Source organism: Klenkia terrae (genome assembly GCF_900491935.1).
Classification (GTDB): Bacteria; Actinomycetota; Actinomycetes; order Mycobacteriales; family Geodermatophilaceae; genus Klenkia; species Klenkia terrae.
Window position 1 is genome coordinate 307,621 of the sequence record NZ_UEXK01000004.1, and the last position, 14,244, is coordinate 321,864.

Genomic DNA, 14,244 nt, shown 5'->3' on the forward strand with positions numbered 1-14,244 from the left:
GGACAGGTGGTGCGGGCTCGACCGGTCACCACGAACGCTACGGGCGTGATCGGATCGAAACGAAGAGTCACAACCGGATTCATGCGTGCCTGATCTGCTAATCCCACCCGTGTGGTTTTGGCATGATCCGCTGGGTCGGGCCGGCCAGCGGCGTGTCGCCGGGTCAGCCGACCTCGCGGGTCGGCGGGGCCTGGTGCCGCAGCGGCGGGACCAACCCCATCTCCGCCAGGACGAACAGGGCGCGGCGCTCGACGTCGTCGAACTCCAGCACCCGGCCCTGCCGGGTCGGCCCGGACACGAGGGCGTCGCCGAGCGCGGCCCCCAGGCCGGGGAGCGCGGGCTGGGTCGGCCGCAGCGGCCGGCGGCCCAGCGGCACCACGGTCGGGGCACTCCCCCGGAACCCCGGCGGGGCACCGAGCAGCACGCTGACCACGCAGTCGCCGCAGCCCTCCCCGCGGACGGTGCAGGTGTCGCAGTCGATGAGCACGTCGGGCCTCCTGGCAGCTGGACGGGGCACGTCGGCGGACCCGGTCGGTCCGTCGCCGCGGACGCTAGGAGCGACCACCGACAATTCCGGCCGACCGACCCCGCGCACCGGGGTCAGCTGCCCGCGTACTCCCAGTGCCAGGGCTCCTCGCGCCCGTTGCCCGGGTCGGCCCAGGTGGGGTGGATGAAGCCGAAGCGGCCGGCGTTGGCCACCATCCAGGCGTACTGGGCGGTGCCGTAGGACTCGACCCCGCCGCACAGGTCCACGGCCAGCCCCCAGCCGTGGTTGCTGGTGCCCGGGACCGCGGCCAGCGCCGGCTTCTGCCCGTAGAGGGTCACCTGGCTGGCGTAGCTGCGGTAGGAGTCGGTGATGCACAGCGCCGGGCCGAAGGCACCCGCGAAGGCCGCGGACATCGCCCGGTAGGCCGCGGCCGCGTCGCAGCGCAGCGCGTGCCCGGCGGCGCCCAGCGGGCACAGGGCCGACGGCGGGATCAGCCCGTTGGGGTAGCCGCCCCACGAGCGGCTGCCGTCGTAGGTGGCCGGGTAGACCGTGTTGCCGCACTCCACGGCCAGCGCTCCCCCGGTGGGGCCCGGCACGGCGACCGGGGCGCGCAGGGCCAGGCTCGGCCGGCCGATGCCCAGCACCTGGTCGGCCGGCAGGCCGCGGACCACCACGGCGCCGGCCCGGCCGTCGGCGGCCAGCATGGTCTGCGGGTCCAGCGCGATGCCCACGTGCGACAGCCCGGACTCCGCCGACCCCAGGAACACCAGGTCGCCGGGCAGCACGTCCACCGGCGCCACCGGCGAGGTGGTGGCGAACAGCTCGCCCTGGGTGCCCGGCACCGCGATCCCGGCCGCGGCGTAGGCGGTCTGCACCAGCGACCCGCAGTCGAAGGACTCCGGGCCGGCGGTCCCGGGGGCGAACGGCAGCCCGAGGTCGGTCATGGCCGCGCTGACGGCGGCGACGGTCTCGGCCGGCAGCACCAGCAGGGAGGTGGGCTGGCGGGGCAGCTGGGCCGCGCCGGGCTGGGCGGCCCCGGTCGAGCCGCCCACCGGCACCAGCCCGGCCGGCAGCCCGGCGACCGGGTCGCGCAGCGCGGCCGCCGGCGGCGGGAGCACCCCGGCCGCGGCGAGCTGGTCGACGTAGCCCTGCCACGCGGCGGCGGTGTCGGCGTTCACCTGCAGCTGCTCGGCCTGCAGCTGGGCCAGCTGCCGGTCGACCACGCCCAGGGCCTCGTCCAGGCGGCTGGTCACCGAGGCGGCCGCCGCCTCCAGCTCGCCCACCTGGGCGGCCACCGCGTCGGCCTCGGTCCGGCTGTCCGACAGCGCGGCGTCGGCCGAGGCCTGCTGCGCCAGCGCCTGCTGGCGCCGGTCCTCGGCGGCCTGCAGGACGGCGTCGGTGCCGGTGTCGATGACGTCGAGGTAGCCGAGCGCGGAGACCACGTCGCCGGGGTCGCCGCCGGCCAGCAGGAGGGACAGCGCCGTGGGGGCGCCGCCGTCCCGGTAGACCGCCGAGGCGTACCGGGACACCGCGACCTGCTGCTGGGTGAGCACCGTGTCGGCGGCGGCGACCTCGGCCGCGGCGGCGTCGGCCACCTGCTGCGCCGAGGCCAGGCGGTCCTGGGCGGCGGTGACGGTGGCCTGCCGCTCCTGGAGGTCGCCCTGGACGTCGGCGGCCTGGTCCTGCAGCGCGGTGAGCTCGGCGCTGTCCAGGACGCCCGTGGTGCCGCCGGGCTGGTCGCGGGGTGCCGCCGCCGCCGTCCCGGGGGCCGCCAGCACGGCCAGCGCCAGCAGCGCACCGGCCAGCACGGCCCCGAGGGCCGTCGTCCCCGACCGCGACCACACCTGGACCTCCCCGACCGGTCGCGCACGACGCCGTCGTCGTGCCGCGGATCACGGCGAGGTGGATTGTGCCCCGCCGGTGACGGCCGCTGCACCTCGGCGGGCGCGGGGGCACCCGAGCGGGTCCCGGGGGCCCGCCGGGGAATGTCGGACCCCCGCCCTAGCGTCCGCGCCGTGACCGGTACCCCCGCCCACCAGGTGACCATCGACGACCTGGGCACCCCGCTGACCGACGTGACGTTCGTGGTCGTCGACCTGGAGACCACCGGCGGCTCGGCGCACACCGACGCGATCACCGAGATCGGGGCGGTGCGGGTGCGCGGCGGGGTGGGGCTCGGCGAGTTCGGCACGCTGGTCGACCCCGGCCGCGACATCCCGCCCTACGTCAGCGTGCTCACCGGCATCACCTCCACGATGGTGGCCACCGCCCCCCGCATCGAGTCGGTGCTGCCGCACTTCCTGGAGTTCGCCCGGGGGGCGGTCCTGGTCGCGCACAACGCCCCCTTCGACCTCGGGTTCCTCAAGGCGGCCTGCGCCGCCACCGGGCTCGCGTGGCCGCCGGCCGCGTCGGTCGACACCGCGGTGCTGGCCCGGCGGCTGCTCACCCGCGACGAGGTGCCCAACTGCAAGCTGGGCACCCTGGCCCCGTTCTTCTCCTCGTCCACCACGCCCACCCACCGCGCCCTGGACGACGCCCGCGCGGTGGCCCCCGAGGTCGGCGGCGGGTCTGTGACCCCTAACAGCGGCGCTCTCCCGTGCCACGATGCGCGCNCCGCGCCCTGGACGACGCCCGGGCCACCGTCGACGTGCTGCACGGGCTCTTCGAGCGGCTGGGCCCGCTGGGCGTCACCTCGCTGGAGGAGCTGGTCGGGCTCACCCGCCAGGTCGACCCGCAGCGCCGGCGCAAGCGCCACCTCGCCGCGCACGTGCCGCACGGCCCCGGCGTCTACGTCTTCCGCGGCCCCGGCGACGAGGCGCTGTACGTGGGCACCTCCACCGACCTGCGCGCCCGGGTGCGCAGCTACTTCACCGCCGGTGAGCAGCGCAGCCGGATGACCGAGATGGTCGGGCTGGCCCAACGGGTCGAGGCGCTCCCCTGCGCGCACGACCTGGAGGCCTCGGTGCGCGAGCTGCGGCTGATCGCCCAGCACAAGCCGCGCTACAACAAGCGGTCCCGGTTCCCCGAGCGCCTGCTGTGGGTCCGGCTCACCGACGAGGCCTTCCCCCGACTGTCCGTGGTGCGCCGCGTGGTCCCCGGGCCGGGCACGGTGCTGGGCCCCTTCGCCGACCGGCGGGCCGCCGACGCCGCGGTGGCCGCCGTGCACGAGGCGCTGGCGCTGCGCCAGTGCAGCGGACGGCTGGTCCCGTCGGCGTCCCACCCGGCGTGTGCGCTGGCCGGGATGGGCCGCTGCGGCGCCCCGTGCACCGGCGCGCAGAGCGCCGACGAGTACGCCGCCACCGCCGCGGTGCTCACCGCCGCGGTGCACGCCGACCCTGGCCGACTCTGCGCGCCGCTGCTGGGTCGGGTCGACCGGCTGGCCGCCGACGGCCGGTTCGAGGACGCCGCGGTGCTGCGCGACCGGATCGCCGTCCTGGTGCGCGCCCTGCGCCGCCGCCAGCGGCTGGCCCAGCTCGCCGAGGTCCCCGAGCTCACCCTCGCCCGCCCGGACGGCGCCGGTGGCTGGGCCCTCGCGGTGGTCCGCCGCGGCCGGCTGGTGGCCGCGGGGGTGGCGGTGCGCGGCGCCCCGGTGCGGGCCTACCTGCAGCAGCTGAAGACCACCGCCGAGACCGTCGCCGGGCCCGAGGGCGAGCTCGCCGCCTCGGTCGAGGAGACCGAGCTCGTGCTCCGCTGGATGGAGAAGCCCGGCACCCGCCTCGTCGAGGTCACCGGCACGCTGGCCTGCCGCACGCCCGGCACCGGTCCGCTGCGCGGCTTCCTCGCCCTCGTCGACGCCGGCCGCGCCGCCCGCGACCCCTTCGCCGACGGACGCTCCCTGGGCACCCGCGCCCGGCCGGACCGGGTCACCGGCGGGCGGACCGGTCACGGCGGCCCCGCGGCGCTAGCCTCGCGGGTGTGATCACCGCCATCGTCCTCATCGACGCCTCGACCGACTCGATCGGCGAGGTCGCGACCACCCTGGCCGACCTCGACGGGGTCAGCGAGGTCTACTCCGTGGCCGGCGGGGGCACCGACCTCATCGCCCTCGTCCGGGTCCGCGAGTTCGAGGACGTCGCCGAGGTCATCGCCGGGCGGATCAACAAGGTCCCCGGCGTGGTCGACACCAAGACCCACATCGCGTTCCGCGCCTACTCCCAGCACGACCTGGAGTCGGCCTTCTCCATCGGCCTCGACTAGGGCAGGACCCCCTCGCTCCCCGCGAGGGGCCCGTTCCTTCCGCCTACCTCGCGGCCTGGCTGACCTCTGCCCAGCGGGCGAGCAGGGCCTCCGCCCGGCCGTCGTCCACGGCCGCCGCGGCCCGCACCAGCCCGGCCGCCAGCTGGTCGTGCAGGCGACCCCCGTGCTCGTCGAAGGCCACCAGGGCCGCGGCGGCGTTGAGCAGCACCGCGTCGCGCACCGGCCCGGTCTCGCCGGCCACCAGCCGCCGGACGACGTCGGCGTTGACCGCGGCGTCCCCACCGCGCAGCGCGCCCGGTGCCGACGTGGCCAGGCCCAGCGCCGTCGGGTCCACCCGGTCGGCCACCACCGTCCCGTCGCGGACCACCCAGACCGCCGAGGTCGTCGACGTGGTGAGCTCGTCGAGCCCGTCGTCGCCGCGGAACACCAGCGCCCGGGAGCCGCGGCCGGCCAGGACCTCGGCGAGCACCGGGGCCATCCGGGCATCCGCGCAGCCGATCGCCGAGGCCGCCGGCCGCGCCGGGTTGCTCAGCGGGCCCAGGAAGTTGAAGACCGTCCCGATGCCCATCTCGCGGCGGGGGCCGGCGACGTGCCGCATGCCGGGGTGGAACACCGGCGCGAAGAAGAACCCGATCCCGGCCTCGGCCACGCAGCGGGCGACACCGGCCGCCGGCAGGTCGATGACCACGCCCAGCGCCTCGAGGACGTCGGCCGACCCCGAGGACGACGACGCGGCCCGGCTGCCGTGCTTGGCCACCGGCACCCCGGCCGCGGCGGTGACGATCGCCGCCATCGTGGAGATGTTGACGGTGTCGGCGCCGTCGCTGCCGGTCCCGACGATGTCCACGCAGTCCATCGGCAGGGACACGGGGGTCGCCTTCTCCACCATGGTGGACGCCATGCCGGCCACCTCGGAGGGCGCTTCGCCCTTGGCCCGCAGCGCCACCGCGAACCCGGCGACCTGGGCGGGCGACGCGGCGCCGGCCATGATCTCGCGCATCGCCCAGGCGGTCTCGGCAGCAGCGAGGTCCTGCCGGGCGATGAGGCGGCGGAGCAGCCCTGGCCAGGTGGGGGTCGGCTCCGTGGGGGGCGCCGTGGAGGTGGGCTCCGTCATCCGTGCACGGCCGGCCGGCCGGCGCGGGCGCGCAGCAGGTCGGCGACCGCCTCGGGCGCCACCAGCGGGTCCACCGGGTGCGCCAGGGTGGCCTCGGCCATCGACCAGTGGGCCAGCCAGCGGTCGGCCTGCCGCGCGATCAGGACCAGGACGGGCGGGCAGTCGGTGATCTCGTGCTTGAGCTGGCGGCCGATGCCCATGCCGCCGGTCGGCTGCGCCTCGCCGTCCAGGATGCAGAGGTCCACCCCGCCGCGGTCGACCGCGGCCACCACCTCGGCGCCGGTGGCGCACTCCAGGTAGCGGACCGGGCCCACGTCGGACGCCGGGTGGGTACCCACGGCGGTGCGGACGGCATCCCGGACCTCGGCCCGGTGGCTGAAGACCACCACGGTGGCAGCGCTGCTCACCGGGCCGACCCTAGTGCCCCGACCGCCCGGGCGGTGGTCCGCTCGGTGCGGCCGGCAGGTCACGACCAGGTCACGCCGGGCGCCGGCGGACACCGGCCGGGCCGGGGGCCGGGGCGGCCCGGGGACGGCTGCGGACGGCCACTCCCGCGTCGCTGCGGGGGTCTGGACCCGACCGGGTCCACAGCTGGCTCCCGGCTCCGCCACGCCGTCGCACCCGCACTCGTACCCCGGCTGCACCGATGCCATGATGGGCCTGTGACAACGGCCCCCGTGGCGAGCAGCACCTTCGACACTTCGCGGGTGCACTCCCTGACCCGACCGAACATGGTCAGCGTCGGCACGATCATCTGGCTCGCCAGTGAGCTGATGTTCTTCGCCGGACTGTTCGCCATGTACTTCACCGCGCGTGCTCGAGCGGGCGACCCGTGGCCCCCGCCGCCCACCGAGCTGGACGTGCCCTACGCGCTGGTCTTCACCTTGATCCTGGTGGCCTCGTCGGTCACCTGCCAGCTCGGCGTCTTCGCCGCCGAGCAGGGCAACGTCTACGGGCTCCGGCGGTGGTTCACCATCACCTTCGTGATGGGGCTGGTCTTCGTCCTGGGTCAGGCGAACGAGTACCGCGTCCTCGTCACCGAGCACGAGACCACGATCTCGTCGTCGACGTTCGGCTCGGTGTTCTTCCTGACCACCGGCTTCCACGCGCTGCACGTCATCGGCGGCCTCGTGGCCTTCGTGTTCGTCCTCATCCGGTCCACCATGGGCCGGTTCACGCCTGCGCAGGCGACCTCGGCGATCGTGGTCTCCTACTACTGGCACTTCGTCGACGTCGTGTGGGTCGGGCTCTTCGCCACGATCTACCTCATCCGCTAGGGGAACCGGTGCCCTTCTCCCACTCCGTGGCCGGTCTGCGCGCCCGCCTCCGTCGTCGTGCAGACGGCACTCCGAGCAGTGCGGCGAGGATCCGTCGGCGGTCCAAGCAGCGACGCCGCCTGGCCAACATCGCCGGCCTGTTGGCCGCGCTGGTCCTGACCGGCGTGGGCTACTCTGCCCTGGCCCCGGCCAATGCGGCCGACGACGCGATCAGCACCCAGTCGTCGGCAGAGCAGGCCGGCGAGGAGCTCTACACCCGCAGCTGCATCAGCTGCCACGGCTCGAACCTGCAAGGGGTGTCCGACCGCGGTCCCTCGCTGATCGGCGTGGGGGAGGCATCGGTCTACTTCCAGGTGCACACCGGCCGCATGCCGCTGGTCCGCCAGGAGGCCGACGCGGCCCGGAAGCCGGCGGTCTTCGACAACGCCGAGATCGAGCAGCTGATGGCCTACATCCAGGCCAACGGCGGCGGTCCGACGCTGCCCTCGGGCGACCTCCGCGAGGGCGACCTGGCCGAGGGCGGGGAATTGTTCCGCCTCAACTGCGCGAGCTGCCACAACTTCGTCGGCGCCGGCGGAGCCCTCTCCTCGGGCAAGGCCGCACCCAGCCTCGGTGACGCCAACGACCTCGAGATCTACGCCGCGATGCTGAGCGGACCCGAGAACATGCCGGTCTTCGGTGACAACCAGCTCACACCGGAGCAGAAGCGATCCATCATCGACTACGTGCAGACCCTCAAGGAACAGGCCGACCCCGGCGGTGCCGGCATCGGCCGCACCGGCCCGGTCTCCGAGGGCCTGGTGATGTGGGTCGTCGGCATCGGCGCCCTGCTGTTCGGGATCTTCTGGATGGGGACGAAGGCGTGAGCACGCAGGACCGAGCCGGTTCGGACCCGGCCACCGACGAGGCAGGCCCGACGCACGGCGGCCCGGACGACGACTACTCCCCCGAGCGTCTGGCCGGGATGCAGCGCGAGGACCTCAACCGCCTCGGCGCCCGCTACGACGGCGTCGAGGTCCTGCACGTGGACCCGCCCCCGGCACCGGGCTCGGGCCTGGAGAAGCAGGCCGAGCGCCAGGTGGCCATCGCCTTCGGGCTGGCCGGGCTGTTCGCCCTCGCGTTCGCGGTCGTGTACTTCGGCTCCGACTGGTTCCTGCCGGACTGGCAGTGGGACTCCGAGGACAACGGCTGGAGCGCCCTCTACACCCCGATGCTCGGCCTCACCATGGGCGGTGCGCTGGTCTTCATCGGCGTGGGTCTGGTGCTGTTCGTCAAGAAGCTGCTGCCGCACGAGACCGCCGTCCAGGACAAGCACGACGGTTCCAACTTCGACCGCGCCACGACGGCCGCGACCCTGATGGGTGGACTGGACAAGACAGGCTTCCCCCGCCGGAAGATGATCGGCCGCAGCCTCGGCTTCGCCGGTGGCGCGATGGGTCTCATGCTGATCGCCCCGCTCGGTGGCCTCATCAAGAACCCGAACAAGGGTAACCCGCTGGGCACCACCGAGTGGGCCGACGGCGTCCGGCTGGTCCGCGACGACGGCTCGCCGATCCGACCCGGGGACCAGGAGCCCGGCTCGCTCGAGACCGTGTTCCCCGCCGTCGAGGGCGGCAACAGAGCGGCCGACGCGGCCACCATGCTCATCCGGCTCCGTCCCGAGCAGATGGCCAACCTGCGGCCGCGCGATGGCCAGTCGGACTTCGGCTACGGCGACTACGTGGCCTACTCCAAGATCTGCACGCACGCCGGGTGCCCCGTCTCGCTGTACGAGCAGGAGACCAGCCGCATCCTGTGCCCCTGCCACCAGTCGCAGTTCGACGTGCTGCAGGGGGCCAAGCCGGTCTTCGGCCCGGCGTCCCGCTCCCTACCGGAACTGCCGATTACGCTGGATGACGAGGGGTACTTCGTCGCGCGCAGCGACTACATTGAGGCTGTGGGACCCACCTACTGGAACCGAGAGCGGATCTGATGGCTACAGCGGTCGCGCCGGGACAGCCGGCGACGAAGATCGGCAAGGCAGCAACCGAGATCGACGAGCGCCTCATCGTCGCCGGGCCCCTGCGCCGCACCCTCAACAAGGTCTTCCCCGACCACTGGTCGTTCCTGCTCGGGGAGATCGCGCTCTACTCGTTCGTCATCCTGCTGCTGTCGGGCACCTACCTGACCTTCTTCTTCGACGCGTCGATGGCCGAGGTCCCCTACCAGGGTTCCTACGCCCCGCTGCGCGGCGTGGAGATGTCGCAGGCCTACGAATCCACCCTCGCGCTCAGCTTCGACGTCCGCGGCGGTCTGTTCATCCGGCAGATCCACCACTGGGCGGCCCTGCTGTTCGTCGCCTCGATCGTGGTGCACCTGCTCCGCATCTTCTTCACCGGCGCGTTCCGCAAGCCCCGTGAGACCAACTGGGGCATCGGCGTCGTGCTGCTGGTGCTGGCGCTGCTCATGGGCGTCACCGGCTACTCCATGCCCGACGACCTGCTCTCGGGCACCGGCCTCCGGATCATCTCGGCGATCCTGCTGTCCATCCCGGTCATCGGGACCTGGGCGCACTGGGCGGTCTTCGACGGTGACTACGTCGGGGACGCGATCATCGGACGGTTCTACATCGTCCACGTGCTGATCATCCCGGCGATCATCCTGGCGCTGATCGCAGTGCACCTGCTCCTGCTGATCAAGCAGAAGCACACCCAGTTCCCGGGGCCGGGGCGCACCGAGCACAACGTGGTCGGCAACCGGCTCTTCCCGGCCTTCGCCGGCAAGGCGACTGCGCTGTTCTTCATCGTGTTCGGTCTGTGCGCCGCGCTCGGTGGCCTGGTGCAGATCAACCCGATCTGGCTGTGGGGGCCGTACAACCCGGCTCAGGTGTCTGCGGGCTCCCAGCCCGACTGGTACATCGGCTTCCTGGACGGCTCCACCCGCCTGATGCCCGCGTGGGACATCAACCTCCCCGGCAACTACACGATCCCGGCCCTGTTCTGGCCGACGGTCGTCGTGGCCGGCGCGATGTTCACCGTGCTGGCGCTCTACCCGCAGCTGGAGCGCAAGCTCACCGGCGACACGGCCAGCCACCACCTGCTCCAGCGTCCCCGCGACGTGCCGGTGCGCACCTCGGTCGGCGTCATGGCGCTGACGTTCTACGGCGTGCTGTGGATGTCCGGTGGCAACGACGTGATCGCCGACAAGTTCGACATCAGCCTCAACGCCATGACCTGGGTCGGGCGCATCGGGATGGTCGTCCTGCCGCCGGTTGCCTACATGATCAGCTACCGGATCTGCTTGGGGCTGCAGCGCCACGACCGCGAGGTCCTCGAGCACGGCATCGAGACCGGTGTCATCCGCCGACTCCCGAGCGGTGAGTTCATCGAGGTCCACCAGCCCCTCGGCCCGGTGGACGAGCACGGCCACGGCCAGCTCACCTACGCCGGCGCCCCGGTGCCGAAGAAGATGAACCAGGTCGGCGGTGCCCGTCGGGCGGTGAAGGGCTTCTTCTCCCCCATCGAGCAGCCCTCTCAGGTCGAGCTCGCCTCGCAGCAGGAGCGACGCGGCCTGGCTGCGGCCGAGGCCGACGAGCCCGTCGGTTCCGGTCGGCCATCCGAGGGGGGTCGCCCCTCCGAGGGTGGCCGCCCGCAGGACCCGCGCGACTGATCCGCCGCTCCGCCACAGCGGGCCCCCTCCCCACCGGGAGGGGGCCCGCTGTCGTTGCGCCCGCGGTATGTCGCCTCGTCAGGAGGCCGTGCCTGGTTCGTCGCCAGCAACGGTGGGACGTCGACCGGGAGCGTCGACGGTCGGCCCGGCAGCTCAGCGGCTGGTGTTGGCTGCGTCGCCGTGCGGGCGGTCTGAGCCGCGACCACCAAGGCATCGGGCCGCCCTGCCTTCGTACGCCAGCGGCCCACACCCGACTCGGTTCCGGGCCGCCGGCGTACGACGCTCGGCCCACGCCGTCCACGCCGTCCACGTAGTCCACGCCGTCCACGTCGTCCACGCCGGGCAGCGCCGACAGCGCGCCGGCTGACCGGCCGTGGACGGGCCCCGTTCGCGCCCTGGGGCTTCAGCGCCCACTCAGCCGACGCGCCTCTGAGCGTCAGGCCGCCGTCGAGGCCGAACGCCGAAGGTCCGGATGCGCCGTCGATGCCGCATCGCGAAGGTGCGGACGCGCCGTCGATGCTGCATCCCCACGGTGCGGATGTGCCGTCGGTGCATCCCGAACGGTGATGCGCATCCGGAACGATCCGGGTACGCCGTCCACGCCGCATGCCAGACGGCCCGGGTACGCCGCCGGTGTCGCACCGCAGACCCTCCGGAAACCGTCCGAGCTGCGCCAGGACTCCAGCCGGTGCAGACCGAGCTCTGGGCACTGGACACCCTGCGACGGGCCGGCGCGGCAGCCTCGAAGACACCCGGGCTGAGCCAGCGCTGGCGACCACCGTCGTCGTGGCCTGCCCGATCTGCCCGCCACGGGCTTTTCCAGGCCGTGCGGCGCTGTCGCGGCGGCGAGCGCCTCACCTTCGACAGGCCGACAGCCAACCGGTCACTCAAGCCCTGAGCGACGAGTCGCCGGTCTCACGCGGTGGTCCCGCCGTCGAGCGCTGACCGACGGCGCCTGCGACCCGCTCGAGGGCCTCAGCGTCGACGTGAGGTCACCTGACACCATGGTCTGGGTCTCGACGTGCGCCGCATCGGAGCCCGCGCTCCGCGGTCATCGAGGCCGACCCACGCCTCGTGTCGGGGATGAGCCGCGCCGCGGTGGGGTGAGCCGCCGTCCACCCCGGCTCACCCCACCGCAGCGCGGCTCAGCCGGTCGAAGGGCCCGGCGTGCCTGCACAGTCGTCCTGGAGACGCTGAAGGCCCCCACGCGGTGCGTGGGGGCCTTCTGCGGAGGTGCGGCGGGTCAGCTGTGCGCGTTCTGCCCGCTGTAGTACTCGAAGAGCAGGCCACCGATGGTGATGAGCAGCGCAGCTCCGGCCATCAGGATCAGCCAGACGTGGAAGAACGCCAGCGCGAGGCCCATCATGGCGGCGGACACGGCCAGGCCGAAGGGCCAGTAGCTGCCCGGCGAGAAGAAGCCCAGCTCGCCCGCACCGTCGGCGATCTCGGCGTCCTTGAGGTCCTCGGGCCGGGAGTCGATGCGGCGGGCGACGAACCAGAAGAAGCCACCGATCAGACCGAGCAGGCCGGCCGACAACGCCAGCGCCGTCGTGCCGATCGGCTCGCGCGACCACAGGCCGTAGACGACCGCTGCCACGATCGCGAACAACGCGATCAGGTTGAAGATGAGCGCTTCGACCTTCACGGTCGGTCCTCCCGCTGCTGCTGGGTCGTGGAGTGGGACACGTCAGTTGCTGGCCCCGTCGAGCTGTTGCTCGGTCAGGGTGTCGAAGGGCACGGTCGTAGATGCGCTGCCGTCCTGGCCGATGCTCTCGAGCGCGTCGTAGGTCGACAGGCCGTCCTCGCGGGCGGCGAGGTAGGCGTCGTAGTCCTCGCCGGACACCGCGCGGACCTCGAAGTTCATGTTCGCGTGGTACGTCCCGCAGAGCTCGGCGCACCGGCCCACGAAGGCGCCCTGCTCGCGGACGGTCACCTCGAAGACGTTGTCGCGGCCGTTCTCGTTGCCCGGGATCACGTCGAGCTTGAAGAGGAACTCGGGAACCCAGAACGAGTGGATGACGTCGGCCGAGGCCACCTCGAACCGGATCGTCTGGTCCACCGGCACGACCAGGATCGGGATCTCGGTGCTCGACCCGGTGGTGCTGACCGGCGTCCCGCCGTTGGACTCGGTGGTCTGCGGGTAGACGAACTGCCAGTTCCACTTGAAGGCGTTGACCGCGATCGTCACGTCCGGGTTGTCGCTGCGCTCCTGCACGCGGTTCTGCACGACGACGGTGTAGAAGAACAGCACCGCGATCATGACGAACGGGACGATCGTGTAGACGATCTCCAGGGGCAGGTTGTAGGCGGTCTGCTTGGGCAGTTCGTCGCCGCGCTTGCGGTGCCGGATCATCGACCAGAAGATCAGCCCCCACACCGCGAAGCCCACGACCAGGGCCGCGATGACCGAACCGGTCCACAGCTGGCGCATCTGCTCGGCCTGGTCGGTGATGCCCTCGGGCCAGCCGAAGCGCCAGAACTCGTTGTTCAGGTCGCACCCGGCCAGGGTGAGAACGGCCAGGACGCCGAGCGCGGCGACCCGCGCGAGCTTGCTCCGTCGAGCCACTGCCCGCTGCCTCCTTCATCCTCCGCGCGGCCGGTGCTGCGCGGTACGGCTCATGTGTGGCGACGCGGCCTTCACGGTCTCCCGAGACGTCCCGGCCACCACGACCGCAGTCACGGCGAGCGTAGCCGACCGTCACGGGACGCCGCCCCCTGGTCGGGGGGCGCGCGGGCGGCTGCCGACGGCACCCGGGGGCAATGCCGTCGGGGGTGCGGGGATGCTCCGCGGAGCAGGCCGTCCCAGGTCCGCCGTCTACAGTCGCAGGCGTGCTCCCCCGGTTGTTGACCCCGCGCTGGGTGCTGCTGCACCTGCTCATCACCGCGTTGTTCGTGGCCACGTTCTTCCTGGGCTACTGGCAGCTGACCAAGGCCGAGAACGGCGGCGGCGCGGTCAACTGGAGCTATGCGCTGCAGTGGCCGCTGTACGGCTTCATGGGCCTGTTCTTCTACGGGAAGATGGTCAAGGTCGAGCTCAACCGCGACCCCGACGAGGACGAGCCCGGCCAGGACGTCGTGCTCTACCAGCGGCCGCGCATCGACACGACCGGCGACCCCGAGCTGGCCGCCTACAACCGGTACCTGGCCGAGCTCAACGAGAAGGCGCTGCGAGGACGAGATGTCGGCTGACACCGTGGTGCCCCCGCGCACCGCCACGGCGCTCAAGCGGTACCAGGTGATGGCCTACGTGGTCGGGGTGATGCTGCTGGTGCTGGTCTTCGTGGCCATCCCCCTGCGGTACGGCTTCGACGTCCCCGAGGTGTCCAGGATCGTGTCCCCGGTCCACGGGTTCCTCTACATCGTGTACCTCGTCACAGCCTTCGACCTGGCCCTGAAGGCCAAGTTCACCGCCAAGGGCACGCTGCTGGTGCTGCTCGCGGGCGTCGTGCCCTTCGTGTCGTTCTGGGCCGAGCGGCGGGTCAGCCGCCGGGTCCTGGCCGGCCAGCCGCTCTGACCCCGCC

General features: G+C 73.0%; 14 protein-coding genes and 1 pseudogene. 9 read left to right on the forward strand and 6 right to left on the reverse strand.

The genetic code is table 11. The features are described from left to right. Positions 1–163: 163 nt before the first annotated feature. Together LFA75_RS01695 and LFA75_RS01700 are read right to left on the reverse strand one after the other, a co-directional pair. Positions 164–487, reverse strand: a complete 324-nt coding sequence (locus tag LFA75_RS01695) for a hypothetical protein (protein ID WP_318249953.1) — start codon at positions 485–487, stop codon at positions 164–166. Positions 488–600: 113 nt separating this feature from the next. Beyond that, positions 601–2,331 carry a D-alanyl-D-alanine carboxypeptidase family protein gene (locus LFA75_RS01700; RefSeq protein WP_225232045.1) on the reverse strand — a complete coding sequence of 577 codons (1,731 nt, stop codon included), beginning with the start codon at positions 2,329–2,331 and terminating at the stop codon, positions 601–603. Between the two features lie 141 nt (positions 2,332–2,472). Here LFA75_RS01700 and LFA75_RS01705 point away from each other — a divergent pair. The 3 genes and pseudogenes from LFA75_RS01705 to LFA75_RS01715 all read left to right on the forward strand — a co-directional run. Next, positions 2,473–2,976: pseudogene (locus LFA75_RS01705) on the forward strand (exonuclease domain-containing protein); the annotation flags it as partial. 158 nt (positions 2,977–3,134) lie between these two features. Then, positions 3,135–4,406: a DEDD exonuclease domain-containing protein gene (locus tag LFA75_RS01710; protein WP_263639342.1), complete on the forward strand. Its 1,272-nt coding sequence runs from the start codon at positions 3,135–3,137 to the stop codon at positions 4,404–4,406. Beyond that, positions 4,403–4,684: an Lrp/AsnC family transcriptional regulator gene (locus LFA75_RS01715; protein WP_225232047.1), complete on the forward strand. Its 282-nt coding sequence runs from the start codon at positions 4,403–4,405 to the stop codon at positions 4,682–4,684. The genes LFA75_RS01710 and LFA75_RS01715 overlap by 4 nt, the downstream gene beginning before the upstream one ends. Positions 4,685–4,727: 43 nt before the next feature. On the opposite strand, the gene trpD is transcribed toward LFA75_RS01715, so the two are convergent. Together trpD and LFA75_RS01725 are read right to left on the reverse strand one after the other, a co-directional pair. Next, positions 4,728–5,798: an anthranilate phosphoribosyltransferase gene (gene trpD, locus LFA75_RS01720; protein WP_225232048.1), complete on the reverse strand. Its 1,071-nt coding sequence runs from the start codon at positions 5,796–5,798 to the stop codon at positions 4,728–4,730. Next, positions 5,795–6,205 carry a hypothetical protein gene (locus LFA75_RS01725; protein WP_225232049.1) on the reverse strand — a complete coding sequence of 137 codons (411 nt, stop codon included), beginning with the start codon at positions 6,203–6,205 and terminating at the stop codon, positions 5,795–5,797. Before LFA75_RS01725 ends, trpD begins: the two co-directional genes overlap by 4 nt. Before the next feature lie 300 nt (positions 6,206–6,505). On the opposite strand from LFA75_RS01725, the gene ctaE reads away from it, so the two are divergent. From ctaE to qcrB, 4 genes are read left to right on the forward strand one after another with little or no spacing between them, the layout of a single operon-like run. Continuing rightward, the gene (gene ctaE / locus LFA75_RS01730) at positions 6,506–7,075 is read left to right on the forward strand and encodes an aa3-type cytochrome oxidase subunit III (protein ID WP_318249954.1); all 570 of its coding nucleotides are present in this window, start codon (positions 6,506–6,508) and stop codon (positions 7,073–7,075) included. A gap of 8 nt (positions 7,076–7,083) precedes the next feature. Then, positions 7,084–7,941, forward strand: coding sequence for a cytochrome bc1 complex diheme cytochrome c subunit (gene qcrC, locus LFA75_RS23970; protein ID WP_318249955.1), 858 nt, complete (start codon positions 7,084–7,086; stop codon positions 7,939–7,941). Next, positions 7,938–9,047: a cytochrome bc1 complex Rieske iron-sulfur subunit gene (gene qcrA, locus LFA75_RS01745; RefSeq protein ID WP_225232051.1), complete on the forward strand. Its 1,110-nt coding sequence runs from the start codon at positions 7,938–7,940 to the stop codon at positions 9,045–9,047. Before qcrC ends, qcrA begins: the two co-directional genes overlap by 4 nt. Next, complete coding sequence (qcrB, locus tag LFA75_RS01750; RefSeq protein ID WP_225232052.1) at positions 9,047–10,723, forward strand: cytochrome bc1 complex cytochrome b subunit; 1,677 nt, start codon at positions 9,047–9,049, stop codon at positions 10,721–10,723. Before qcrA ends, qcrB begins: the two co-directional genes overlap by 1 nt. Positions 10,724–11,966: 1,243 nt before the next feature. On the opposite strand, the gene LFA75_RS01755 is transcribed toward qcrB, so the two are convergent. Both LFA75_RS01755 and ctaC read right to left on the reverse strand, forming a co-directional pair. Next, the gene (locus tag LFA75_RS01755; protein WP_225232053.1) at positions 11,967–12,368 is read right to left on the reverse strand and encodes a cytochrome c oxidase subunit 4; all 402 of its coding nucleotides are present in this window, start codon (positions 12,366–12,368) and stop codon (positions 11,967–11,969) included. 42 nt (positions 12,369–12,410) lie between these two features. Then, complete coding sequence (gene ctaC / locus LFA75_RS01760) at positions 12,411–13,289, reverse strand: aa3-type cytochrome oxidase subunit II (RefSeq protein ID WP_225232054.1); 879 nt, start codon at positions 13,287–13,289, stop codon at positions 12,411–12,413. Positions 13,290–13,552: 263 nt separating this feature from the next. Here ctaC and LFA75_RS01765 point away from each other — a divergent pair, with 263 nt between their 5' ends. Both LFA75_RS01765 and LFA75_RS01770 read left to right on the forward strand, forming a co-directional pair. Then, positions 13,553–13,912 (forward strand): metalloprotease, encoded by a 360-nt coding sequence (locus tag LFA75_RS01765; protein WP_225232055.1) that lies wholly within the window; start codon positions 13,553–13,555, stop codon positions 13,910–13,912. Continuing rightward, positions 13,902–14,237, forward strand: a complete 336-nt coding sequence (locus tag LFA75_RS01770; RefSeq protein WP_225232056.1) for a DUF3817 domain-containing protein — start codon at positions 13,902–13,904, stop codon at positions 14,235–14,237. Before LFA75_RS01765 ends, LFA75_RS01770 begins: the two co-directional genes overlap by 11 nt. The last annotated feature ends 7 nt before the right edge of the window (positions 14,238–14,244 follow it).

Coding starts and splice junctions, on each gene's coding strand:
- trpD (WP_225232048.1), bottom strand. CDS start 5,798: ATGACGGAGCCCACCTCCACGGCGCCCCCCACGGAGCCGACCCCCACC.
- qcrB (WP_225232052.1), top strand. CDS start 9,047: ATGGCTACAGCGGTCGCGCCGGGACAGCCGGCGACGAAGATCGGCAAG.
- LFA75_RS01770 (WP_225232056.1), top strand. CDS start 13,902: ATGTCGGCTGACACCGTGGTGCCCCCGCGCACCGCCACGGCGCTCAAG.